Raw genomic sequence first — 23,211 nt, forward strand, 5'->3', positions numbered from 1 at the left:
CACGCGCCATCCATGGCGCGGGGCGGCTAACCCGGCGTCCTGCCGGGTTACCCACGGATTCAAGCCTGCGTTCGGCCAGCGTGGTTTAACGGGGCGCCTCAGATCAAAAGCAGATCAAGAGCGGCTCGCTTCGCATTGTGGTTACCTGTGGGGCTACAGCGTTGTGTTGGGTTGCGGGTCCTTTTCCTGCACGCTGCCTGCCGTCACTACCTGCACACTCAAGCGCGGCGTTGCCAGGTCGAGCCCGGCTTCATCCAGGTGCCGCTTGAGCGAGAGGTTGAACGCTCGCGAGACTTCCCACTGCTTGATCGGCGCGGTCTTGAAGCGTGCGCGCAGGATCGCGCTGCCGGACTCGAAACTCTCCACGCCCTGGATCTCCAGTGGCGACCAGATATTGCGGCGTTGCAGCGGGTCGTTGCGCATGGCGTGGCCGACATCGCGCATCAGCTTGATCGCGTCGTCGATTTCCATGTTGTAGGGGATTGCCACCCGGAAGATCGCGTAGCCGAACTCTCGGGAGTAGTTCTTGATGCTCTTGATCTCGCTGAACGGGATGGTGTGCACGATGCCGTCGATATCGCGCAGGCGCACGGTGCGGATGGTCAGGCCCTCCACCGTACCCAGGTGGCCGCCGACGTCCACGTAGTCGTCGATGGCCAGGGAGTCTTCGATGATGATGAACAAGCCGGTGATCAAGTCCGCTACCAGCGACTGCGCACCAAAGCCGATGGCGATACCGATCACACCCGCACCGGCCAGCAATGGGGTGACGTTCATGCCCATGTTCGCCAGGGCCACGATGGCGGCGATGATGAAGATGGTCACGAACAGCACGTTGCGGATCAGCGGCATCATGGTTTGCGCACGCGCGTTGGCCAGGCCCTTGCGTGAGCGGGTCAGAGCGTGGTGGATTGCGGTGTCGCTGAGGATCCAGATCAGCCAGGCGAACAGCAAGGTGCCACCGAGGCCGAACAGCTTCACGGCTATTTCATGGCCGTCACCCTCGGTAAAGCGAATCATCGACAGGCCCCACACCCGCAGCCCCAACTCGATAAACGCCAGCCACACCACCAGGTGCACCAGGGTGTAGACAAACCCTTTGAGGCGTTCGGAGTACAGCGCATGGCGTTTGTGCCCGCGCTGCGGCTTGAGGGCGTGGCGGCGCACCAGGCCGTTGATCACCATGCACAACACCAGCAGCACCGTGCACAGCAGCGACTGGCGCAGCGCAGTGCTGGTGTCGCCGGCCGACAGGAAGGTCGCGAACAGTGAAATACCTACCAGCAGCAAGGCCGGGATGTACCAGAAGGTACCGATGATCGACAGGGTGTCGGTGAGGGCGCGGCGGGTCAGGCGGCGCGACAGCGGCTGGTTGCGGATCAGGTGTGCAATCGGTCGGCGGAAACGCAGGATAAATACGCCGGTGGACAGCGCCGCCATTACATTGGCCACGGTTGCGGCGGTGTGGGCCAGGTGCTGGCCGAGCGCCTCGACCAGGCGCGGATCGCTCAAGGCTTCACCGAAGGCGGCGAAGCTGCCGATCCACCACAGCGGGCGGAACGCCTGATGACGCAGGATATACAGGGCGCGGTGGCGGTGCGGGCCGTCGAGTACGGAGAAGGCAATTACGCAGATTGCCGAAAAACAGGTGCCGACCACCAAGGCATAAGCCAGCACCATCGCCAGGGATTTGCCCAGGGAGGAAGGCAGGGCGTAGCTCAGGTAAACCGTGATCACCAGGGCGATCAACCAGGGGCCCAGCTTGCGCAGGGCAAAGCGCAGCATGTCCCAGGTGCGCGGGTGTTGCGGCAACTCTTCGGGCAGGCCGAAACGCTCGCGTACCCGGTGGCTGAGCCAGATCAGCGCGGCGGCCAGCAGGCTCCACACTGCCAGGATCACGGCAAAGCCAAAGATGATCGGCAGCCATTCGTTGGTCGGCAGCATCAGCGCGCCCAGTTCATCCTTGGCCAGGTCGACTTCATTGGACCAGCGCCCCAATGGGCTGTCGGCGCCGGAAAACTGCTGTTCAAAGCCCGACAGCGTGCTGCCGATCAACCCGAGCACACCTTGCTCTGTCGCGGGTTGGGCCTTTTGCGTGGCGGCGCGCAGCTTTTTCAGGTCGCTCAGCAGCTGGGTGCGCTGTTGGTCGTTTTCGAGGGTCTTGATCACCTCGTCCAGCGACTGCCCCAGGGGCACTTCAGCCTGGGGTTGGGTCTTGCTGGAACCACCCAGCATTCCGGGCAAGCCTACGGCTTGGGCGGATGACAGCGGCAGCAGCGTGAGCAGGGCGATCAGCAGGTAGCAGGGCAGGGCAAACAGACGGGAAAGCACGAGGCGGTCAACCTTCAAAGCAACGAATTGACCGAGTGTACGAGGCCGCTATCCCCAATGCGAGCGCATTTGTCATTGCGCCAGTTTGGCGAGGATCTTGTAGACCACGGTGCCCAGGATCAGCAGCATACCAATCCACATGCCGAACACGCCGAGGGGCTTATCGCGAAAGTTGAAGCCGACCGCGAGCATGATCATGCCGATCACGATGGGGATAAGCATGGCGTGGAACGAGGACATTGAAATCATGGGAGCAATAGCCTTGTCGCAGTGGAAGTTTTGACAAGTCTAGGCGCGATTGCAGGAAGTGCAGGTGATACAAGTCAGTTTGGCAGTACATCTAACCAAATGTGGGAGGGAGCAAGCCCCCTCCCACATTTCGATCACATTTTGCCGGTCAAATCAGGGCAGGTCGCGGCTCGCATAAAACGCCCCCAGCACCTTCACCAGATGCGCCAGGTCATGGCTGCCGCACAGCTCTCGAATGGAGTGCATGGCAAACGTCGGCAAGCCGATATCCACGGTGCGTACACCCAGGTGGCTGGCGGTGATCGGGCCGATGGTCGAGCCGCAGCCCATGTCACTGCGCACCACAAAGCTTTGTACCGGCACTTCTTCGGCCATGCACAGGTGGCGGAAGAACCCGGCAGTTTCGCTGTTGGTGGCGTAGCGCTGGTTGCTGTTGACCTTGATCACCGGGCCGGCATTGAGTTTCGGGCCGTGGTTGGCGTCATGCTTCTCGGCGTAGTTGGGGTGCACGCCGTGGGCGTTGTCCGCCGATACCAGCAGTGATTTCTGAATGGTGCGTACGAACTCATCACCTTCAGGCAACAGGCGCCGCAAGGTCTGCTCCAGCATCGGGCCATCGGCGCCGCAGGCTGAGCAGGAGCCGACTTCTTCGTGATCGTTGCATACCAGCACGCAGGTTTCGTCGGTCTCGCTGGTCAGCAAGGCTTGCAGGCCGGCGTAGCACGACAGCAGGTTGTCCAGGCGCGCACCGGCGATGAAATCGCCATTGAGGCCGATGACCGCCGCGCTTTGGGTGTCGTAGAAGCTCAGCTCGTAGTCGAGCACCACGTCAGCGTTCAGCCCATGCTCGCGGGCCAACTGCTCGGTGAGCACGGCGCGAAAGTCCACGCGTTCGTCACCGGCAAATTGCGCAAGGATCGGCGGCAGCTCGGTCTGGGCATTGATCGCCCAACCCTGGTTGGCCTCACGGTTCAGGTGAATGGCCAGGTTGGGAATGATGGCGATCGGCAGCTTGAAGTCGATCAGTTGGCTTTCGACCTTGCCGTCGCGGCGGAAGGTGACGCGGCCTGCCAGGGACAGGTCGCGGTCGAACCACGGCGCCAGCAGCGCACCGCCGTAGACTTCCACGCCCAACTGCCAGAAGCCCTGGCGTTGCAGCTCAGGCTGGGGCTTGACCCGCAGGCACGGGCTGTCGGTGTGGGCGCCGACCAGGCGGATGCCACCCTGCAACGGCGAGTGGCGGCCGAGCTTGAAGGCGATGATCGAGGAGTCGTTGCGGGTCACGTAATAGCGACCATTGGCCTCGGTGGCCCAGGTGTCGCGCTCGTCGAGACGCTGGTAACCGGCCGCTTCCAGGCGCTGGGCGAGGGCCGCAGTGGCATGAAAAGGAGTAGGGGAGGCCTTGAGGAAGTCGATCAGGCCTTGATTCAACGCTTCGCGCATAAATAGCTCCAGACAGCAATGCGCGGAGTTTACCGTTCGATGGCCAGAAGTGCACAGAACAAATGTGGGAGGGGGCTTGCTCCCGATTGCGGTGTGTCAGTGAGCAAATACAGTGACTGACACTCCGCCATCGGGGGCAAGCCCCCTCCCACATTTACCCGTGTTCGCAGCTTAAAAGGGGGCAGGGCACTCGAAGCGCAAGCGCTCGCCGCTTTGTGGATGGGTGAAACTGAGCATGCTTGCGTGCAGGCACAGCCGCGGCCAGGCAGCCAACGCTTGTTCATGGGCATACAAGCCATCACCCAGTAACGGATGCCCGATGGACAGCATATGCACACGCAACTGATGCGAGCGCCCGGTGATCGGCGTCAGTTCCACGCGGCACCAGTCGCCACAACGCTCCAGCACTTTCCAGAAGGTCAGGGCGTGCTTGCCGAACTCGTGGTCGACCACATGGCGGGGCTTGGTCGGCGGGTCGTAGCGCAACGGCAGGTCGATGCTGCCGCTGTCCAGTTCCGGTTGGCCCCAGGCCAGGGCGGTGTAGGCTTTTTCGGTTTCACGGTCGTGAAACTGGCGGGACAGCTCGCGATGGGTGTCGGCGTCCCGGGCCAGCAGGATGATCCCCGAGGTTTCCCAGTCCAGGCGATGGACGATACGGGCTTCGGGGTAGCCGTTTTCCTGCAGGCGGGTGATCAGGCAGTCCTTGTTGTCGTCGGCGCGGCCAGGCACCGAGAGCAGCAGGGTTGGCTTGTTCACCACCAGGACAGCGTCGTCCTGATGCAGGATATGTATATTGGACAGCGGCATTAAACAGCCTCGTAACAAACGCCAACGGCGGCTCGCCCACCTGGTTCCCGAAGGATCAAGGTGATCGAGCCGCCGTGGCGACCGCCCTTTCGATCAACGATCGGGCAGGGTGATATTGAGTTCCAGAATCGAGCAGCTGCCGTCATTTTCCAGAGCGACATGCACGTCATCGTTGCCGATATTGACGTACTTGCGGATCACCTCGACCAGTTCCTTCTGCAAGGCTGGCAGGTAATCCGGCGTGCTGCGTTGGCCGCGTTCGTGCGCCACGATGATCTGTAGACGCTCTTTCGCTACCGACGCGGTACTTGGCTTTTTGTTGGCGCGAAAGAAGTCGAGAAATTTCATTGTTTAGTTGCCTCCAAAGATACGCTCGAAGAATCCCTTCTTCTTGACATCGAGGAAGCGGTGTTCCACGGTCTTGCCCAGCAAGCGATCGACGGCATCGCTGTACGCCTGGCCGGCGTCGCTCTGGTCGTCAAGAATCACCGGCACGCCCTGGTTGGATGCCTTCAGCACGGCCTGGGATTCCGGAATCACGCCCAGCAGGGTCACGGCGAGGATTTCCTTCACGTCTTCAACGCCGAGCATCTCGCCATTGTTGACGCGTTCCGGGTTGTAGCGGGTGAGCAACAGGTGCTCCTTGATCGGGTCCTGGCCTTCTTCGGCGCGCTTGGACTTGCTGGCCAAGAGGCCCAGCATACGGTCCGAGTCACGTACCGAGGAAACTTCCGGGTTGGTCACCACGATGGCTTCATCGGCGAAGTACATCGCCAGGTGAGCACCGGTTTCGATACCGGCCGGGGAATCGCACACCACGTATTCGAAGGTTTCCTTGAGCTCGGCGAGAACCTTGCCCACGCCTTCCTTGGTCAGCGCGTCTTTGTCGCGGGTCTGGCTGGCGGCCAGTACATACAGGTTCTCAAGGCGCTTGTCCTTGATCAGGGCCTGTTGCAGGTTGGCTTCGCCGTTCACCACGTTGACGAAGTCGTACACCACGCGGCGTTCGCAGCCCATGATCAGGTCGAGGTTACGCAAACCGACGTCGAAGTCGACGATGACTGTCTTGTGGCCGCGCAGTGCGAGGCCGGTACCGATAGCGGCGCTGGTGGTGGTCTTACCCACACCACCCTTGCCGGATGTAACCACGAGAATCTTGGCCAAGGTGTTTCACCCCTAAGGAAAAAGGACTTTCGGTCCCTGAAAAACATCTCTTGAAACTCGCTGCAGGCGGACAGCCTTTGTAGGAAAAAGATGGTGTTTCCGTAGGGAGACACCAACTTCCAAATATTCCTACACAAGTCTTGCCGGTTTCGCTTTGCTATCAGAGTCTAGAGATGCTTGGAAAATGCGGCAGTATCCGTTAAAGCCGGATGATGTTCAACACATCGCCCGACAGGTTGACCTGTACCGAAGCCCCCCACAGTGGATCGCGGCGCAAATCTTCGGAAACCTTGTACTGACCCGCGATGGAAACCAGCTCAGCGGTCAACTGCTGGCAGAAAATCCGTGCTCTGGTATCACCCTTGATGCCGGCGAGGGCACGTCCGCGCATCGGGCCGTATACATGGATGTTGCCATCGGCGAGAAGTTCCGCCCCGGGGCTGACCGAGGAGATCACCACCAGGTCGCCGCCCTGGGCGTAAATCTGCTGCCCGCCGCGTACCGGCGAGGTGATGATCTTTGTCGGCTTGATCGCAGGCTCGGGTGGTTTTTCCGGTTTTTTCTTCTCTTCACCGACCAGCGGTTCCAAGGGACGCTCGCGGGCACCGGACGGAGGCAGTACTGGCAGTTCAATGGCGATGGCGGCGGCAATGTCTTCGATGCGGCTGGCACGAATCGCCAGGGTGCGCAGGCCATGGGAGCGGCACACGCGCATCAGCCCGGGCAAATCAATCACGCCCTGGCCGGCCGGCAGCTTGTCCAGCGCCAGCACCAGCGGGGCGTTGTTGAAAAAGTTCGGCGCCAGGGCAACCTTGGCGGCCAGTTGGCGGTCCAGGGCATCAAGGTCATTGCGCGCCAGTTCCAGCACGGTAATGGCGAGCATGCTGCCTTTTAGCTGGAACACGGGATCTTGGTCTAGCGGTTCGGTTTGGCTCATGGTCGGCGAAAGCGGCTTGTCACGAAAAGTGTCGAGACTTATAACGAGAACACTCACCCGCCGCAAGCCGAGTCGAACCGTTGTAGAATGCGCGGCCCTTGTCTTTACCGGAATCTGTAATGGATCGCCCGCGTTTTCGAGCTGTATTTCTTCACCCGCGTTTTTGGCTGCTATGGCTGGGGCTCGGCCTGCTGTGGCTGGTCACCCAGTTGCCGTACCGGGCGTTGTTGACCATTGGTCGCCTGCTGGGTGCGGGCATGTACCGCGTGGCTGGCGATCGCCGCCGTATCGCGGCGCGTAACCTTGAGCTGTGCTTCCCGGAAAAATCCGTGCAGGAGCGCAAACGCTTGCTCAAGGAAAACTTTGCCTCCACCGGTATCGCCTTTTTTGAAATGGCCATGAGTTGGTGGTGGCCCAAGCCGCGCCTGGCGCGACTGGCCCATGTCGAAGGGCTGGAGCACCTCAAGCAGGCACACTTGGAAGGCAAGGGCGTGATCCTGATGGCCCTGCACTTCACCACCCTGGAAATCGGCGCGGCGCTGCTGGGGCAGAAACACACCATCGATGGCATGTACCGCGAGCATGGCAACCCGCTGTTCGATTTTATCCAGCGCCGTGGTCGTGAGCGCCATAACCTCGATTCCCTGGCCGTGGAGCGCGACGACGTGCGCGGTATGCTCAAGCTGCTGCGTGCCGGGCGGGCCATCTGGTACGCACCGGACCAGGATTACGGCGCCAAGCAAAGCATCTTCGTGCCGCTGTTCGGTATCCAGGCAGCTACCGTCACCGCTACCAGCAAGTTCGCACGCCTGGGCAAGGCGTTGGTGGTGCCGTTCACCCAGGAGCGCCTGGCCGATGGCAGCGGTTACCGATTGGTGATCCATCCACCGTTGACCGATTTTCCGGGTGAAACCGACGAAATCGACTGCCTGCGCATCAACCAATGGGTCGAAGCCTCGGTACGCGATTGCCCCGAGCAATACCTGTGGACCCATCGCCGTTTCAAGAGCCGGCCGCCGGGTGAGCCCAAACTGTATGAAAAGCGCCGTCGATAACGCTGACTTTTCCCACACGGAGTGACGCAATGCGCTCAGTTGAACCGGTCACAGGCTTGATTCTTTCCGGCGGCGGGGCGCGAGCGGCGTATCAGGTGGGGGTATTGGCGGCGATTGCCGAGTTGCTGCCGCCGGGGGCGCCGAATCCATTTCCGGTGATTGTCGGCACCTCCGCCGGCGCGATCAATGCGGTGAGCCTGGCCAGTGGCGCTACCGATTTCTCGGCAGCGATCCAACGGCTGACGGCATTCTGGCAGGGCTTTCGCAGCCACCAGGTGCTGCGCAGCGACTGGCCTGGGGTAATGCGCCAGGCCAGCCGTTTCCTCATCCACAGCCTATTGGGCCTGGGCGCCCAGGTGCCCGTGGCGCTGCTCAACAGCTCGCCACTGCGCGACTTGCTGCAAGAACGCTTGAACCTGGACGGCATCGACGAGGCTATTCGCCGCAAGCACTTGCAGGCAGTGGCGGTGACGGCGTTTGGCTATGAGTCCGGGCAAGCGGTGACTTTCTACCAGGGCGGCGGCACCATCGATGCCTGGCTGCGCCATCGGCGTATCGGCGTGCCGACCCAACTGACGGTGGAGCACTTGCTGGCGAGTTCGGCGATTCCGCTGTTGTTTGCTCCGGTCAAACTCGACGAAGAGTACTTTGGCGATGGCGCGGTGCGGCAGTCAGCGCCCATCAGCCCGGCTTTGCACCTGGGAGCCAGCCGCGTGTTGGTCGTCGGCGTGAGCGGCAACCCCAGGGGCAATGAAGCGTCGACGCAACGTACCTACACCGGCCAGCAACCGACCCTGGCGCAAATCGGTGGGCATATGCTCAACAGCACCTTCATTGACAGCCTGGAAAGCGATATCGAACTGCTGGAGCGCTTGAACCAGTTTAGTCGGGTTGTCCCTGCCGATGCCGCGGTGCAGGGCCTGGCACCGGTGGACGTGCTGGTGATTGCGCCCAGCCAGCCTATCGATGAAATCGCGGCGCGACATCGCCAGGAATTACCGGCGGCGTTGCGCTTGTTCTTGCGCGGGCCGGGGGCGACCAAGACCAGTGGGGCGGGGGTGTTGAGTTATTTGCTGTTCGAGGCGGGGTATTGCAGCGAGTTGATCGAGTTGGGGCGCAAGGATGCGCTGGCCAAACGTGAGGAGTTGTCGCGATTCCTCGGCCTGACGCAGAGCTGAAAATGTGGGAGGGGGCTTGCTCCCGATGGCGGCGATTCAGTCACAGATACTTTGAATGACACACCGCTATCGGGAGCAAGCCCCCTCCCACATTTTGTCCAGCAGTGTTTATTAGAAGTGGTACTTGACCAGGAAGCTTGCGGTGTCCTGAGTCGTCTTGAACGCGCCGCTGTCTTCAATCCCGTACTTGTTCTTCCAGTAGTCGTATTCAAAACCCACATACAACTGCTTGTCGCCCCAATGCAGCGCCTTGCCCAAGTCATATTTGACCTGCGGGTTGAAGTGCAGGTTGGCGTGATAAGTGCCACGGGCGTTCTTGTCGTTATCCACCACCCAGTCCATGAAACCGTCGATCAGCACGTCGGAATTGCCCACGGGGATGGTGTACGACCACACCGGAGTGATCTGCCACACACCGTCACCCGGGCGATTGCCCTCGGTCTGGCGCTGGTAGAAATTCAACTGGAAGTAGTCAAAACCGGGGATGTTCAAGTCGAATGCCGGGCCCAGCAGGTAGGACTCGTTATCGCCCTCGCCGAACTCGTAGGTGAAGGCCAGCAGCACGTCCTTGATCGGGCCGAACGACAGGTCCTTGTCGAAAATCTTGCCGAACGACAAACGCGGGCTGAACTCGCCGTAGTAAGTGTTCGGGCCGACATTGCCGTCTTCCTTGCCGTTGTAAAAGATACGGTCGAGGAAGAAGAAGTTGTCGCCGTACTTCCATGCGTCGGCATGTTCGAAGGTGACGGTTTGCTGGATCTGCGGGTTGACGGTAAAGCTCTTGCCCCACAGGTAAGTCAGGCTGTTGTTCTGCCACTGCAACAAGTCACCGGCTACGGCCTGGCCACCAGCCAGCAGGGATCCCGCCAGCATCAGGCCTTTGAACATGGGTTTCATTCGGTTGCTCCCGAGTTAAAGTTTTATGGTTTTTTTTCTTCTACGCAGGCGCTCTGGTATGGCGCCTTTTGGTTCGCTGCAAAAATCGTCTGTTCGGTCAGCTTTAATGCTGTTAGCAAGAGCTGCGCCAAGGTGTTTGAAAAGCCAAAAAATCCCCGTCGGCTGCAGCGGATGCAGTCGAATTCAGAGGACTTTTGCGCACTTTGGCAGCCAACATCAGGCCGGGATAAGTTGGCCTTGAAGTCAGCTTTTACATTCGCTGTTTTTTTTTGAGTCGATTCGAGCGGGCGCGGAGAATACTGGCTCCCAGGCCTGGGCTCAAGTGCGCTGTAACAGAGCGCGAGGGGCGAGAATGGGGCGCGGCGTGTGGCCGGCCCTGGTTGAAGGCTGTGCATGTGGGTGTTCCCTGTTTGTTGTTATTTTTGTACTAACAAAGGAATCAATGCGTATGGGCGACTTCGGGGCGTTCAGCGCCGCCGAGGATGTTGAACAGGATGTTCAGCGACAACGCGCTGAGTGTGGCCATGGCGATCCCGCTGTGGGTAATCGGGCTCATCCACAGTGGCAGTTGCGCGAAGAACTCCGGCCGTACCACGGGGATCAGGCCCATGCCGATGCTCACCGCTACCAATAGCTGGTTGCGACGGTCGGCGATGTCGGCTTCCTGCAGGATCTTGATCCCGGTCGCCGCCACCATGCCGAACATGGCTATCGCCGCGCCACCGAGTACTGCCGGCGGAATCGACGCCACCAGATAGGCGGCCTTGGGCAACAGGCTCAGCACAATCAGAAAGGCCCCGGCGATGATCGTGACCGAGCGGCAGCGCACGCCGGTCATTTGTACCAGGCCGATATTCTGCGCGAAGGAGGAGTGGGTAAAGGTGTTGAAGAAACCGGCAAAGAACGACGCGCCTGCGTCACACAACAGGCCGCGGCGCAGCATTTTCGGGGTGACCTCCTGGCCGGTGATCTTGCCCAGGGCGAGGAACATGCCGGTGGACTCGACAAAGATGATCACCACCACCAGGCACATCGACAGGATCGGCGCCAACTCGAACTTGGGCATACCGAAGTGCAACGGCGTGACCACCTGCACCCAGGGCGCCTGGGCCAGGCCACTGAGGTCGACCATGCCGATAACGCCGCACAACCCGTAACCCAGGCCCATGCCGATCAGCACCGAGATATTCACCCAGAAGCCGCGCATGAAGCGGTTGATCAGCAGGATGGTCGCCAGCACCAGGGCAGCAATCGCCAGATACACCGGCGAGCCGAACGTGGCGGCAGCGCTGCCGCCACCGGCCCAGTTCACGGCCACGGGAAACAGCGAGAGGCCGATGGCGGTAATGACGGTACCGGTTACCAGCGGCGGGAAAAAGCGCACAACCTTGGACATGAATGGCGCGATCAGCATGCCGAAGAACCCGGCGGCGATAGTCGCGCCGAAGATGCCTTGCAAACCGATACCGGGCATACCGGCCATGGCGACCATGCTGCCGACAGCGGCGAAGCTGGCACCCATCATCACCGGCATACGGATACCCACCGGGCCGATGCCGAACGACTGCACCATGGTGGCGATACCGGCCACCAGCAGGTCGGCGTTGATCAGGAAGGCGATTTCTTCACGGCTCAAGCCTGCGGCCTGGCCAATGATCAGGGGGACGGCGACGGCGCCGCCGTACATCAGCAAGACGTGTTGCAAGCCAACCAGAATCAGTTGCAAGAGGGGCAGCCGCACCATGGCGGGCGCGGCAGGAGTCTGCGTTTCTAACTGGGACATGCAACACCTCGAATCTTTTTATTTTTGTGTTGTTTGCAAAGCAATTTTCAAAACACGGCAGATCTCAATTGTGGGAGCTGGCAAGCCAGCTCCCACATTGGTCCCGTGTGAAACAGTCAGTTGGTGCGGGCCCCCTGATTGATCCAGGTGCCGATCAGGTCTCTTTCCTGCTGGGTCATCTGGGTAATATTGCCCAGCGGCATGATCTGGCTGGCCACGGCCTGCGCTTGAATACGCGCGGCCTGCTGCTGGATCTGTGCCGGTGTGTCGAACATCACCCCTGCCGGTGCGGTGCTGAACAACGGGCTGGTGGGCTTGGCCGAATGGCACACGGTGCAGCGTTGTTCGATCACATGGTGCACCTGGCCGAAGTCGGTCGTGGCCTGGGCTGGTGCCGGTTCAGCGGCGGGGGCGGCAGGCGCCGCGGGTTTCAAGCCACCGCCCAGGGCGGTTTCCGGCAGCGGCTGGTACTCGATCGCAGCAGGTGCCTTGGCAATCGGTTCTGCAGGCTTGGGCCCGGTTACATACGCCAGGCTGATCATCGCCAACGCGCCCACCGGCAAGGTCCACGCATACTTCTGGCTGTCATGCCGGGTGTTGAAGTAGTGCCTTACCAGCACCGCCGCCACTGCGATCCCGGCCAGGATCAGCCAGTTGTATTGGCTGCCGTAGGTACTCGGGAAGTGGTTGCTGATCATGATGAACAGCACCGGCAAGGTGAAGTAGTTGTTGTGGCGAGAACGCAGCAAGCCCTTGGCCGGCAGCGCCGGATCCGGTGTGCGGTTCTCGGCGATGGCTGCCACCAGTGCACGCTGGGCGGGCATGATGATGCGGAACACGTTACCGACCATGATCGTACCGATCACCGCACCCACGTGCAGGTAGGCGCCACGGCCGCTGAACACCTTGCTGAAGCCATAGGCCGCCGCAATCAGCAGCACGAACAGGATCAAGCCGAGCAGGGCAGGGCGCTTGCCCAGGGCCGAGTCGCAGAGGAAGGAGTAGATGAACCAGCCGGCGAACAGTGAGCCGATGCCCAGCAATACGCCTTCGGTGCCGCTGAGGCTGCTGCCGGGGGCGAGCAGGTACAGCGTCGGGTTGAGGTAGAACACTACGCAGAGCAGCGCGACGCCCGACATCCAGGTGAAGTAGGCTTCCCATTTGAACCAGTGCAGGTTGTCCGGCATGGTCGGCGGGGCCAGTTTGTATTTTTCCAGGTGGTAGATACCGCCACCGTGGATCGCCCACAAGTCACCGGCCAGGCCGTTCTTGGGGTTGACGCGATTGAGGTTGTTTTCCAGCCAGACAAAGTAGAACGAAGCGCCGATCCAGGCGACGCCAGTGATCATGTGAACCCAGCGCACGCTCAGGTTCAGCCATTCCAACAGATGTGCTTCCACAGTCTTTACCTCTCGCCTGTCACCCTTGTTGTCGGGTGATCCGGCCTTCTCTTATTGGTGGGGGGCGAGGATCAACCGCTCATCCTCTTTGAAAAAATGCTCATCGCAGTTATTGCCTGTGCCACTGCGATCAACCACCAGGAAGTCATCCCGCTTTTCGATCGTCAGCACCGGGTGGTGCCAGACGCCGCGATGGTAATTGATGCCCTGCCTGCCGTTGGTAACGAAGGCGCGGACCAAGCCTGATACAGGTGCATCGCCAAGTGGCGCGACCACGATCAGAAAGGGGTTGCCGAGCAGCGGTATGAACGCCTGGCTGCCCAGCGGGTGTCTCTCCAGCATGCACACGGTCAGCGGCATGTCCTGCGCGTCGGCGCGGAAGATGCTGATGATGGCGTGGTCTTCAGGCTGTGCTGTTTCGACCGTTGCCAGTTTGTGAAAGCGCATGGTCGACCCGTTGTTGATCATGAAGTGATCGCTGCCATCGGTTTCGATAACGTCTCCGAAAGGGGCGAAGGCTTCTTTGGTCAGGGGTTCGATCATCAGTGTGCGCATGGCTGTCTCTTATCCGAATACTGTGTTGTTTGGTCTATTGCTATCGCGGGCAAGCCCGCTCCCACATTTGGAATGCATTCCCCTGTGGGAGCTGGCTTGCCTGCGATGGCATCACCGCTTATTTCGACACTTTGCCCAAGACGCGCAGGCGACTCACACCACCATCCGGGAACACATTCAGGCGGATATGGGTAATAGGCCCCAGCGCCTTGATCTGCTCGGCGAAGGTGTGTTCAGCGTGCATTTCCAGTTTCTGCGCCGGCAACAGTTCACGCCAGAACAGCGATTGGGTTTCGATCTGGCTGTCGGTGCCGCCTTTGACGAAGGCGCCCTGGATCGAGCAGGTGTCCGGGTAGTTGCCCTTGAAGTGCAGGGTGTCGACGATGATCTTTTCGATCTCGCCCGGGTGGCCCAACGCGACGATCACCCAGTCATTGCCCGGTGTACGACGACGCGCGGTTTCCCAGCCATCACCCATGTTGATGCCACGGCCCGGGTTGAGGATGTTGCTCATGCGGCCAAAGTGTTCATCGGAGCAGGCCAGGGCACGACCGCCATTGAGCGCGGCAGCCAGGTCGACCTGTTCGTTGTCGCCCACCGAAGACCAATCGCGGAACGGCACGCCATACACACGCAGACGGGCGACGCCGCCATCCGGGTAGATGTTGAAGCGCAGGTGGCTGAACGCCTGGTCGTTGTTGATCTCGTGGTAGTGGTGGCTGTTGCCTTGCAACTCTACCGCCGACAGCACTTCAACCCATTGGGTGTTGGCATCCGGCTCGCCCGAGGCCAGGAAGCAGGCTTCCAGGGAGGCCGACGGCGGGAAGTTGCCGGTAAAGAATGAAGTGTCGATGTCCACGCCTTTGATCGAACCGGGCACGCCCAGGCGGATCACCGCGCTGTCGTAGCCTTCGAAGCGCTTGCGGCGTGACTCCCAGCCGTCCATCCACTTGCCGTTGTCATCGAAAACGCCCTCCTTCCACACGGCCGGGGTCGGCTGGAACAGGCGGTTGGCGTCGGCGAACCAGTCATCGGTCACCGAGATGATCTTGGTGCCCAGGCGGGCGTCGGCCAGGTTGACGAACTTTTCGAAAGGTACGGCGTAAGCTTTCATTCTTCTTGTCTGCCTTGGATAGAGTGGCTGGGGATGGTCGTTTAGAGGGTCAATAAACGGAACAACGCGATCTTGTTGATCTCGTCCAGCGCGCACTTGAACTCGGTGTCTGTCGAGTTATGGATGCGCGTTTCGAACGCGGCGAGAATCTGGTGCCGGTTGCTGCCTTTTACCGCCATGATGAAGGGAAACTTGAACTTGGCCTTGTAGGCGTCATTCAGCTCGGTGAAGCGAGAAAACTCTTCGGCCGTGCATTGGTGAATCCCCGCGCCAGCTTGCTCATCGGTGCTGGCTTGGGTGAGTTGGCCCTGGACGGCGGCTTTACCGGCCAGGTCCGGGTGGGCGTTGATCAGGGCCAACTGGCTTTGATGATCAGCGCTCAACAGGATATCGCTCATGCGCTGGTGCAGGGTTTCGATCTGGTCGATCGACGCATCCTGGCCCAGCTCGAAGGCCTTTTCGGCTACCCATGGCGAATGTTCGTAGATGTCGGCGAAGGCAGCGACGAAGGCGTCGCGGCTCAGGGTCGACGGTTGCAAGGTCTGGAACGCAGTCATTTCGCCGCTCCCGTGCAGGGGTGGGTTTGGTGCCAGTGACGGGCGATGTCCACGCGGCGGGTGAACCACACCTGATCATGGCCTTTGACGTATTCAATGAAGCGCTTGAGCGAGGCCAGGCGTGCCGGGCGGCCGATCAGGCGGCAATGCAGGCCGATCGAAAGCATCTTCGGCGCTTCGGCGCCTTCGGCATACAGCACGTCGAAGGCATCCTTGAGGTACTCGAAAAAGTCGTCACCCTTGTTGAAACCCTGCACCTGGGTGAAGCGCATGTCGTTGGTGTCCAGGGTGTAGGGGATCACCAGGTGCGGCTTGCCGTTAGGGGTATTGGGTTCCCAGTAGGGCAGGTCGTCGTCGTAGGTGTCGCAGTCATACAGGAAACCGCCTTCCTCCATCACCAGGCGGCGGGTGTTGGGGCCGGTACGACCGGTGTACCAACCCAGCGGGCGTTCGCCGGTCAGCTCGGTGAGGATGCGGATGGCTTCGAGCATGTGCTCGCGCTCCTGGGCCTCGTCCATGTACTGGTAGTCGATCCAGCGGTAGCCGTGGCTGCAAATCTCGTGGCCGGCGGCGACCATGGCGCGGATTACATCCGGATGACGCTGGGCAGCCATGGCCACGGCGAAGATGGTCAGCGGTATGTCGAATTCTTTGAACAACTTGAGGATGCGCCACACCCCGGCACGGCTGCCGTATTCGTACAGCGACTCCATGCTCATGTTGCGCTCGCCTTGCAGCGGCTGGGCCGAGACCATTTCCGAAAGGAAGGCTTCGGACTCTTTGTCGCCATGCAGGATATTGCGCTCGCCGCCTTCTTCGTAGTTGAGTACGAACGACAGCGCAATGCGTGCGTTGCCCGGCCAGTGGGGGTGAGGAGGGTTACTGCCGTAACCGATCAGGTCGCGTGGGTAGTCAGCGCTCACTGCAGTCTTCCTTCTTGTTCGTGGTAGCTAGGTGTGTGGCGGCCGGGCAGTGGAAAGACTGGGTGGCGTCACAGCGATGAGTGATTGTATACAACTTATCGCAAACTTTGTAAGCCTGCATTTCTGCATTTTTTCTGAACGGTCTCTCTAAAGGTCTCTGCAAGAAACTTGCCTGAGTGGTCAGGTTAAAATGAAAAAGCCCACTGCAGGAGCGAGCTTGCTCGCGAAAAACCTGAGCGCGCCACTTTTCATTCTGAGAGCTCGCGTCATCGTTGGCGTTTTTCGCGAGCAAGCTCGCTCCTACAGGAGGGTGGAAGCGCTGTGAAATTTATTGTGTACAATTTTTTATAAAAGTGTCTTAATCGGCCATCGCCGGCTTTTTCACTGCCCTGAAAGAGTGCGGGTTTCTCTATGACTGACTTCGGGAGGCGCATAAAAGCCATGGGACGTTTGACCACACACGTTTTGGACGCCGCACACGGCTGCCCCGGCAGCGCGATCAAGGTCGAGTTGTATCGCGTCGAGGGCGCGCAGCTTGAACTGGTGGGTAGCGCCGTGACTAATAGCGACGGCCGTTGCGACGCGCCGTTGCTGCAAGGCGATGACTACCGCAGCGGTGTCTACCAATTGCAATTCAGTGCTGGCGACTACTACCGTGCCCGCGGTGTGCAACTGCCAGAGCAGGCTTTTCTCGACGTGGTGGTATTGCGTTTCGGCATCAGCGCCGAACAAGAGCATTACCATGTGCCGCTGCTGATTTCGCCTTACAGCTACTCCACCTATCGCGGTAGCTGAGTCGTCACCTCGCTTCACATCCCCAAATGCTCTTCGTTGGTTTCGCCCGCGCACACTGCGGGCTTTTTTTCGACCGTGCTGCGTTCAACTATCTAAAGCCTCAAGCGCCTGTGCGTTGCCTAGGCTCGGTGTTTTCCTCAATCAAGAAAACACCATGGCCTTACTCAACGACATACCCGACCCAGAAGATCCGGAGGTCGCTGCCCAAGCAACGCTTCAGGGTATACGCAGCCAGCTGACCCGGCGAATCAACGCTCACGCCCATCCAAGCCGTTTGATTAATCAGATTGCTTTTGCCGAACTGCGCTGCGCTGAGGTAATAAAGGTGCTTGCAAGGCTGATAGCGCGCGTGCCCAAAGTTTTGTGGGTGATCCGCAACGAGCTGCGCAAAGAGTTTGAAATAGACCCGGACAGCCTGCTGTTCACCGTGCCAAAACCACCTGCAGAGCCGCAGAAAGTCGACAGCCTGACTGATCGTGCGCTGCTGTCACTGGTCTTGCCCGCAGTGCCGATCAACCTGAATCAGTTCACTGCCCTGAGCGTCAAGGGTGACCCGACTCGGCAGTTGCCTTATACGCCGTTGCAAGTGCTGCAGCGAGTTATCGCCATGAAGCTGCAAGACAGAATTGCCTTGTCGGCCACACCTTATTGGGACGCCCTGCAGCCCGGTTCCGTGCAAACACGCAGGGGGCATTGGGCAGAGCTGCACGCCGAACTCTTCGCTGGCCGGGCTTTTATAGCGCGGCAATTGGACGAACTGTCGAGTGCCGGGATGGCACTGCTGCAGGCCCTGATCGACGCACCGAGTGCTGAGGCACGCCAGCGAGCAGGGGGCGATTGGGCCAATGTGCGAGCGAGTTCGCTGATGTGGCCGGGTACGCCTGCGGTTGCAATTCCCGGTGCCTTGCATATCTACCGTGAAGGCGATCCTGATGGTGCACCGCATGTGATTTACCTACCGGGTGTGGTGCGCAATTTCTACGAGTACTCGTCCTTCTTCGGCCTGCAATGTGGCCTTCTGAAGTTGGTCAGTGAGTCACTGTTCGACGAACTCTGGCAATGCCTGCCGTTAAAGCGCCGCCATGAGCTATGTCGGCCTACGGACCTGACCCCCCCGTCAAGCGTGAGTCGCGGCTCGACAATCTCCGGTGATGCGCTGGCGATGAGCGCGCAAGCGTTGCTGGAAGGTCAATGGGAAAACGAGCTGGCCTGTGCGCTGGCGATCAATCACGCACACGTGTTTTCTCCACAACAGCCGCCACCTCAACCGCTGGCCGCTGTGCCATTTCTGCGTTTTATCGAGCGTGCAAGGAAGGCACTGGTCGGTAAAATCCGACTTGGGGCTCTAGTCGATCAATTGCTCAAGTGGGACGAACAACGACGACGCGCAGAAATTATCTTTGCCAGCACGGCGCCCGGTCTGGCCCTGCTCACCGCGGAACAACAGGTCAAACGCTACGGAAAAGGTCTGCTCGCACTATTCAACGCCGATGATCTAAGCGTCGAGACTGCAGCGCTTGAGGAATTTGTGGTGCTTGAGAACCAACTCAAAGCACATAAAGGCGCGTTGAATTCGCTGATTAAAGATGCGCAGCAGCGGCTCTACGATGTGCCTTTTTGGATTGAGCGCCCAACGGGTGCGCACAAACGCTATGCCTTGTTCCTGCGTGCCCATGTCGAGGCTCTGCGCTGTGAGGTTCAGTTGCAACACCGGCTCAAGCTGATACCCACTGCGCATCTGGATTTGGTGATGGAGGTGGTGGAGCGGCTGTCGGCATCCAAATACGTGGGCGGAAAAGCCCAGGTGTTTTCGGTCTCTGTGGGCAGCGCGCAGGCTGCCTTCTACCCGCTTCATAACGTTTGGGTGGTGGCTCGGGCGACGGCGATGAAGCACCCGTCCCGTGGGGTTCCGGTCGCGCTGTATGCATTCGGGCAATATGGCGGGCTGAAGGCTTTTTCCGGCCTGGATGCTTTAACCCGCGGTCTGAAAGCCAGCCTCGGGAGCTGTGATGATTCGGTCCTGTGGGGCTGTATAGAGCACGATAAGCGTCACGACTTACGTGACCATGCCCGGCGTGAAACCCTGACGGTGCGCTATGAACCCATTGAGGGGAACCCTGCGACGGTTTCTTTCAAACACTTGATGACCTACTACTTTGGCTTGAACAAGCGTATTGAGGGGACTGCCGGTCTGTTCAATGAGGTAAAAGATGCCGAGCTGAGCCGTGTGCTGCTATTGGCTGAGCTGGACGCTCACTTGAAGATTCCAGACAGTCCCGCCTTGGCCCAGGCTCAGGCCAACGTTGATCTTCTGCGCGAGGCTGCGCTTGAGGCAAAAAAACTGCCGCAGTGGTTAGCGGGCGCAACATCTGCCCAGCTTAAGCACTTCAAGCGCTTGCAGCGCCGGTACCTGAGCAGCGCCTTTGCCTCTGAAAACCTGCTTGAACGCTCTCTGACTGACTTGGAAACGTTCGCCCGCCGCAAGTTGATCGCCCGTTTAACCGAGGATGGTTTCTACCCGGAGCTGGACATCGACAAGCCCCTGATCACGATGCCGGATGATGTCAGAGGCAGCTTCTGCGGTAATCAAAGCCACTGCACGCCGGGTGATCGCGGGGAGGTCCTGACCCCAAGTACTCAAACCACAACTTTCAGCATGTTGCAGCTGGCGTTGCATAATCTTGATCCGAAAGCACCCTGGGTGTCTTGGCGATTGAATCGAGCACGCTATCTGCAGCCGCAGTGGAAACAACGGCTGAACAAGGACTATTTGATCAAGACAGTCTCCTCGCTGGATATCGGCGGAAACTACAACACGCAGATCAACCATACCTTCTACCCCACGGTTAAAGCCAACCCGAGTCTGGACGCAGGTCGCATTCCTGCGCTGATCAATCGCACGCTGGATGAATGCGCGCACATGCAGCTTTTTTCGGCGGTTCAACAAGGGCTAAGCACCTTTGCACAGAGCCTGTTCAGCACGGCGATGGCGGCGCGAACGCCTGAGGACCTGCTGAAAAATGGGTATGATTTGAAGTTGCACGTCGTTCATCTGGCGGCGCACACGATGCAGCATGATCGCTATATCTCAGGGATCGTGGTCATGCAGGATCAGGGCAGTGGGCGCTGCGTAGTTTACTGGCCTGCTGCGCCGCACGCCTTGATCATCACCGAGTACATCAGTGTGGCGATGGCGCGGGTAGAACTCAGTCGCATTGCCGCTTCGGTTGACCTTGTAAAGTTACTTGCGCGGCAGGTAGCGCCCGGTTGGGCATTTGACGCAATCATTCATGACCCCGATGAAGCAGGAGAGCCTGGATGGCTTTCTGTCATGCCGGATGCTTATTATTTCGAAGGTAAGTGGAGGCTTCCTGGCTTTGTTCGCTCCTTCAGCATTACACATCTGCAACCGACGCCAGTGCTCGATGAGATCGAAAAACTGATCCACGAGCAAATTGCCAGCAGCCCTTCAAGCTGGCTGGTGATCGTTCCTATGTCCCACAGCGAACCCAGGGCATTGCTGTATTACGCCAATGTGCTGGATTTGCAACGCCGCACTCAAGCGGCGAGTAATTCTGGCAGGAGCCTGGATGAGTATCGTGTCCGCCGCCTTGCGGAGCAGACTGATAGCAGCATGCGAGCGCTCATATCGTTTTTCTTTCCATTATTTGCGCTGGCTAACTCCTTTTATGAATTGCTGGTGGTGGCACGACGTTTTCACCGGTTCGCAGACCCCAATGATGTCGTGGATATTGTGTTTATGACCCTGTATCTGGCGTTCGATTTGTGGCAGACCTTTACCCCCGGCCCCAAGGTCAGAGGCGCAGTGGCGGGTATCGTGCGGCGCCCGCTGGGGGCTGTGTTGAATCGGATACATCGTTCGCATTTCAGTCATGGCCGGGTGCTGCGTCAGGCTGCGCCTTCTGCGGCCGCGTTAAAACCCTTGGAACGTTTCAAAGTCAAGGGCGTGCCGCCGGATGCTGTGGCGCTCAAAGGGCGTGGCAGGGAGGGCGTCTATGTGAAAGATGGTCAGCAATTTGTAACGGATGACACTCACCATTATCCCGTTTACCAACGTGATAGCGAGTCGGCGTTTCGGCTGAGAAACATGCTCAAAAGCGGTGAGGATGAGTTGGTCCTGAATATCCATCAGCCCAAGGAGTGGTTGCTGGAGACCAATAATCTTCAATCTGGGGGCAACTCCGCAGCGCATGACCCATGGCGCGCTCCCCGGCCGCCATTGTCGGATTGGCAACCCCCTCGTGAGCGCATGGCGACTGTGAACCGGATTCTTCAGTCACGTACAACGGACACCCAGTGGCTGAGTTGGCGTACTCAAGTTCACTCCAGTCAAGTTGTGGACTTCCCTGCGCCTCAAGTGTTTGAGGTTGGCACGGCTCCCAGAGGTTCTTCGCTCAATGCCAGGTTTTTGCGCGTGGCTCCTCCATATACCACCTTCGAGGATCCGAACAGCGGTTTTTACCGGATGCTCCCACAGGGCGATCATGCACCGTTGACCGACCTGGTGTTTATCACCCGAAATGAGCCACCGGGGCCATCCGCGCGAGCCGATATCATGCGCTGGACAAGCACTGATATTCGCGACCAACCCATTCCCGTATCACGCCTGCCTACAGGTGAATGGCAACATCATTCGGCACTGTTCGACAGTACGTTGGAGGACTCTGTGGGCAGGGCCTTTCCCTCCATGACGATTGCAGCTCGAAAGTTTACCGTCAGACGGATGATTGAATTGTCAGATCCTTCCCCCTCTGCCACGGCAAGCCATTTGCTCGGCATCCGCGCGACGCTGGACGAATGGCTACCCCCGCTCCCTGCGAGCAGCGGCCAAACGGATGATTTACTACGGATGTTGCGGACTAATGAACGGCGCAACCAATACCTATACGTCGGTTTTGAAGGCAAGGCGCCCGGCTTCACGCGCGTTGATTTCACGCCGCCTCATACGTTAGACCCGAGCCTGCACTATGGTGTCAGACCGGTCAGGACGCAGAGGCTTGAAGCGGAGCGCGCCGCCGTCAGGACCGTGCTGGAGCGCCAGGGTTTCCGCGTCGATGACTTGTCTGTGCGGCGCCCAGGGATGCGTGGCGGAGAACCCAGTATTGAATCAGTCGTTACTCATCCCCGTTCGAGCACAATTTACTACGTGGCCTACCAATGGCTTGAACTGGGGCGAATGACCTTGAGAGGGAAGCTTTCCGATAAGTGGATTCGGATAGCCATCAACTCACACCCCGACTCTCTTTTATTAAGGGGGGTTGACAGCGCGATGCGAGAACAGCGCTTGGTGCGGATTGTCGCCGGCATCCAATGGCCCACAAAGGGGCGGCTCGATCCAACTGTTTATTTCGTCAAATTGAACCCTTAGCGTTGATGAGTGCCATCGCACCGGCGCCGCCGAACAGCGCGGCGCTGGTGCGGTTGAACCAGCTCTGGCCCGAACCGCTGCGCAAATACCGTGCAGCGCCATGGGCACCCAAGCCGTAAGCCAACTTGCACAGCAGGTCGAGCATCGTCCAGGTGGCAATCATGATCAGCAATTGCGGCAGGAACGGCTGTTGGCTGCTGAGAAATTGCGGCAGGAAGGCGGCGAAGAACAGGATGTCCTTGGGATTGCTGGCACCCAGCACGAATGCTCGCCCAAACAACGCACGAAAGCGCGGTACAGACGGCGTTTGTGGGACTTCGGCGCCTTCGCTCGGCAGACGCGATTGCTGCCAGCTCTGCCAGGCCAGGTAGAACAGGTACAGCGCACCGGCGATTTTCAAGGCGCTGAACAGCTGTTCCGAGGCCAGCAACAATGCCCCCAGACCCAAGGCCGAAGCGCTCAACAGGCAGATCGACGCAAACACTCCACCCAAAAACGCCGGGTACGAGCGGCGCAGGCCGTAGTTGAGACTGTTGCTGATCATCAGCAGCGACAGTGGCCCTGGAATCAGGATCACGATCAATGCAGCCCCACTGAACAGCAGCCAGGTATCCAGGTTCATCATTTGCTCCTT

Annotated in this window: 20 protein-coding genes; 4 read left to right on the forward strand and 16 right to left on the reverse strand. The window is 59.5% G+C overall.

Annotated features, from left to right (window positions below; translation table 11 throughout):
* Positions 1 to 153: 153 nt before the first annotated feature.
* The 7 genes from QMK52_RS15885 to minC form a co-directional block, all read right to left on the reverse strand.
* Complete coding sequence (locus tag QMK52_RS15885; RefSeq protein ID WP_320403059.1) at positions 154 to 2,331, reverse strand: mechanosensitive ion channel family protein; 2,178 nt, start codon at positions 2,329 to 2,331, stop codon at positions 154 to 156.
* A 72-nt stretch (positions 2,332 to 2,403) separates the two neighbouring features.
* A complete protein-coding gene (locus QMK52_RS15890) occupies positions 2,404 to 2,580 on the reverse strand; it encodes a hypothetical protein (RefSeq protein WP_005789968.1) in 177 nt (58 codons plus the stop codon).
* 153 nt (positions 2,581 to 2,733) lie between these two features.
* Positions 2,734 to 4,023, reverse strand: coding sequence for a M18 family aminopeptidase (locus QMK52_RS15895; RefSeq protein ID WP_005789967.1), 1,290 nt, complete (start codon positions 4,021 to 4,023; stop codon positions 2,734 to 2,736).
* A gap of 171 nt (positions 4,024 to 4,194) precedes the next feature.
* Complete coding sequence (locus QMK52_RS15900; RefSeq protein ID WP_005789965.1) at positions 4,195 to 4,830, reverse strand: RluA family pseudouridine synthase; 636 nt, start codon at positions 4,828 to 4,830, stop codon at positions 4,195 to 4,197.
* Between the two features lie 93 nt (positions 4,831 to 4,923).
* Positions 4,924 to 5,178, reverse strand: a complete 255-nt coding sequence (gene minE / locus QMK52_RS15905; RefSeq protein ID WP_003175252.1) for a cell division topological specificity factor MinE — start codon at positions 5,176 to 5,178, stop codon at positions 4,924 to 4,926.
* Between the two features lie 3 nt (positions 5,179 to 5,181).
* Positions 5,182 to 5,994 (reverse strand): septum site-determining protein MinD, encoded by an 813-nt coding sequence (gene minD, locus QMK52_RS15910; protein WP_003192835.1) that lies wholly within the window; start codon positions 5,992 to 5,994, stop codon positions 5,182 to 5,184.
* Positions 5,995 to 6,193: 199 nt separating this feature from the next.
* Positions 6,194 to 6,931: a septum site-determining protein MinC gene (gene minC / locus QMK52_RS15915; protein ID WP_005789962.1), complete on the reverse strand. Its 738-nt coding sequence runs from the start codon at positions 6,929 to 6,931 to the stop codon at positions 6,194 to 6,196.
* 119 nt (positions 6,932 to 7,050) lie between these two features.
* Between minC and QMK52_RS15920 the strand changes: the two genes are divergently transcribed.
* Both QMK52_RS15920 and QMK52_RS15925 read left to right on the forward strand, forming a co-directional pair.
* Positions 7,051 to 7,986, forward strand: a complete 936-nt coding sequence (locus tag QMK52_RS15920) for a lipid A biosynthesis lauroyl acyltransferase (protein WP_005789961.1) — start codon at positions 7,051 to 7,053, stop codon at positions 7,984 to 7,986.
* 29 nt (positions 7,987 to 8,015) lie between these two features.
* Positions 8,016 to 9,164: a patatin-like phospholipase family protein gene (locus tag QMK52_RS15925; protein ID WP_320403060.1), complete on the forward strand. Its 1,149-nt coding sequence runs from the start codon at positions 8,016 to 8,018 to the stop codon at positions 9,162 to 9,164.
* A gap of 111 nt (positions 9,165 to 9,275) precedes the next feature.
* Here the strand turns inward: QMK52_RS15925 and QMK52_RS15930 are convergent, their stop codons facing one another.
* The 8 genes from QMK52_RS15930 to puuE form a co-directional block, all read right to left on the reverse strand.
* Positions 9,276 to 10,061: an outer membrane protein OmpK gene (locus tag QMK52_RS15930; protein ID WP_005789957.1), complete on the reverse strand. Its 786-nt coding sequence runs from the start codon at positions 10,059 to 10,061 to the stop codon at positions 9,276 to 9,278.
* A gap of 23 nt (positions 10,062 to 10,084) precedes the next feature.
* A complete protein-coding gene (locus tag QMK52_RS15935; RefSeq protein WP_143508472.1) occupies positions 10,085 to 10,456 on the reverse strand; it encodes a hypothetical protein in 372 nt (123 codons plus the stop codon).
* 44 nt (positions 10,457 to 10,500) lie between these two features.
* The gene (locus QMK52_RS15940; protein ID WP_005789955.1) at positions 10,501 to 11,844 is read right to left on the reverse strand and encodes a nucleobase:cation symporter-2 family protein; all 1,344 of its coding nucleotides are present in this window, start codon (positions 11,842 to 11,844) and stop codon (positions 10,501 to 10,503) included.
* 116 nt (positions 11,845 to 11,960) lie between these two features.
* Positions 11,961 to 13,244: a urate hydroxylase PuuD gene (locus QMK52_RS15945; protein WP_003192825.1), complete on the reverse strand. Its 1,284-nt coding sequence runs from the start codon at positions 13,242 to 13,244 to the stop codon at positions 11,961 to 11,963.
* A 51-nt stretch (positions 13,245 to 13,295) separates the two neighbouring features.
* Positions 13,296 to 13,799: an ureidoglycolate lyase gene (locus tag QMK52_RS15950; RefSeq protein ID WP_005789953.1), complete on the reverse strand. Its 504-nt coding sequence runs from the start codon at positions 13,797 to 13,799 to the stop codon at positions 13,296 to 13,298.
* Positions 13,800 to 13,917: 118 nt separating this feature from the next.
* Entirely contained in the window at positions 13,918 to 14,913 is a 996-nt protein-coding gene (gene alc / locus QMK52_RS15955; RefSeq protein ID WP_005789952.1) for an allantoicase, read from the reverse strand.
* A 41-nt stretch (positions 14,914 to 14,954) separates the two neighbouring features.
* Complete coding sequence (uraD, locus tag QMK52_RS15960; RefSeq protein WP_005789950.1) at positions 14,955 to 15,470, reverse strand: 2-oxo-4-hydroxy-4-carboxy-5-ureidoimidazoline decarboxylase; 516 nt, start codon at positions 15,468 to 15,470, stop codon at positions 14,955 to 14,957.
* Positions 15,467 to 16,393 (reverse strand): allantoinase PuuE, encoded by a 927-nt coding sequence (gene puuE, locus QMK52_RS15965; protein ID WP_005789948.1) that lies wholly within the window; start codon positions 16,391 to 16,393, stop codon positions 15,467 to 15,469. The genes uraD and puuE overlap by 4 nt, the downstream gene beginning before the upstream one ends.
* Before the next feature lie 441 nt (positions 16,394 to 16,834).
* On the opposite strand from puuE, the gene uraH reads away from it, so the two are divergent.
* Together uraH and QMK52_RS15975 are read left to right on the forward strand one after the other, a co-directional pair.
* Complete coding sequence (gene uraH, locus QMK52_RS15970) at positions 16,835 to 17,188, forward strand: hydroxyisourate hydrolase (protein WP_005789947.1); 354 nt, start codon at positions 16,835 to 16,837, stop codon at positions 17,186 to 17,188.
* Positions 17,189 to 17,342: 154 nt separating this feature from the next.
* On the forward strand, positions 17,343 to 22,577 hold the full coding sequence (locus tag QMK52_RS15975; protein WP_320403061.1) for a dermonecrotic toxin domain-containing protein: 5,235 nt from the start codon (positions 17,343 to 17,345) through the stop codon (positions 22,575 to 22,577).
* Here QMK52_RS15975 and QMK52_RS15980 read toward each other — a convergent pair.
* Positions 22,561 to 23,199 (reverse strand): LysE family translocator, encoded by a 639-nt coding sequence (locus QMK52_RS15980; protein WP_005789943.1) that lies wholly within the window; start codon positions 23,197 to 23,199, stop codon positions 22,561 to 22,563. The two genes, QMK52_RS15975 and QMK52_RS15980, sit on opposite strands and share 17 nt — an antisense overlap.
* Between the last annotated feature and the right edge of the window lie 12 nt (positions 23,200 to 23,211).

It is taken from the genome of Pseudomonas sp. P9_2 (assembly GCF_034008255.1).
GTDB lineage: Bacteria > Pseudomonadota > Gammaproteobacteria > Pseudomonadales > Pseudomonadaceae > Aquipseudomonas > Aquipseudomonas synxantha_A.

Coding starts and splice junctions, on each gene's coding strand:
- QMK52_RS15975 (WP_320403061.1), top strand. CDS start 17,343: ATGGCCTTACTCAACGACATACCCGACCCAGAAGATCCGGAGGTCGCT.
- QMK52_RS15925 (WP_320403060.1), top strand. CDS start 8,016: ATGCGCTCAGTTGAACCGGTCACAGGCTTGATTCTTTCCGGCGGCGGG.
- QMK52_RS15940 (WP_005789955.1), bottom strand. CDS start 11,844: ATGTCCCAGTTAGAAACGCAGACTCCTGCCGCGCCCGCCATGGTGCGG.
- QMK52_RS15900 (WP_005789965.1), bottom strand. CDS start 4,830: ATGCCGCTGTCCAATATACATATCCTGCATCAGGACGACGCTGTCCTG.
- uraD (WP_005789950.1), bottom strand. CDS start 15,470: ATGACTGCGTTCCAGACCTTGCAACCGTCGACCCTGAGCCGCGACGCC.
- minC (WP_005789962.1), bottom strand. CDS start 6,931: ATGAGCCAAACCGAACCGCTAGACCAAGATCCCGTGTTCCAGCTAAAA.
- minE (WP_003175252.1), bottom strand. CDS start 5,178: ATGAAATTTCTCGACTTCTTTCGCGCCAACAAAAAGCCAAGTACCGCG.
- QMK52_RS15935 (WP_143508472.1), bottom strand. CDS start 10,456: ATGCACAGCCTTCAACCAGGGCCGGCCACACGCCGCGCCCCATTCTCG.
- QMK52_RS15920 (WP_005789961.1), top strand. CDS start 7,051: ATGGATCGCCCGCGTTTTCGAGCTGTATTTCTTCACCCGCGTTTTTGG.
- QMK52_RS15930 (WP_005789957.1), bottom strand. CDS start 10,061: ATGAAACCCATGTTCAAAGGCCTGATGCTGGCGGGATCCCTGCTGGCT.
- QMK52_RS15890 (WP_005789968.1), bottom strand. CDS start 2,580: ATGATTTCAATGTCCTCGTTCCACGCCATGCTTATCCCCATCGTGATC.
- QMK52_RS15950 (WP_005789953.1), bottom strand. CDS start 13,799: ATGCGCACACTGATGATCGAACCCCTGACCAAAGAAGCCTTCGCCCCT.
- QMK52_RS15980 (WP_005789943.1), bottom strand. CDS start 23,199: ATGAACCTGGATACCTGGCTGCTGTTCAGTGGGGCTGCATTGATCGTG.
- QMK52_RS15895 (WP_005789967.1), bottom strand. CDS start 4,023: ATGCGCGAAGCGTTGAATCAAGGCCTGATCGACTTCCTCAAGGCCTCC.
- uraH (WP_005789947.1), top strand. CDS start 16,835: ATGGGACGTTTGACCACACACGTTTTGGACGCCGCACACGGCTGCCCC.
- alc (WP_005789952.1), bottom strand. CDS start 14,913: ATGAAAGCTTACGCCGTACCTTTCGAAAAGTTCGTCAACCTGGCCGAC.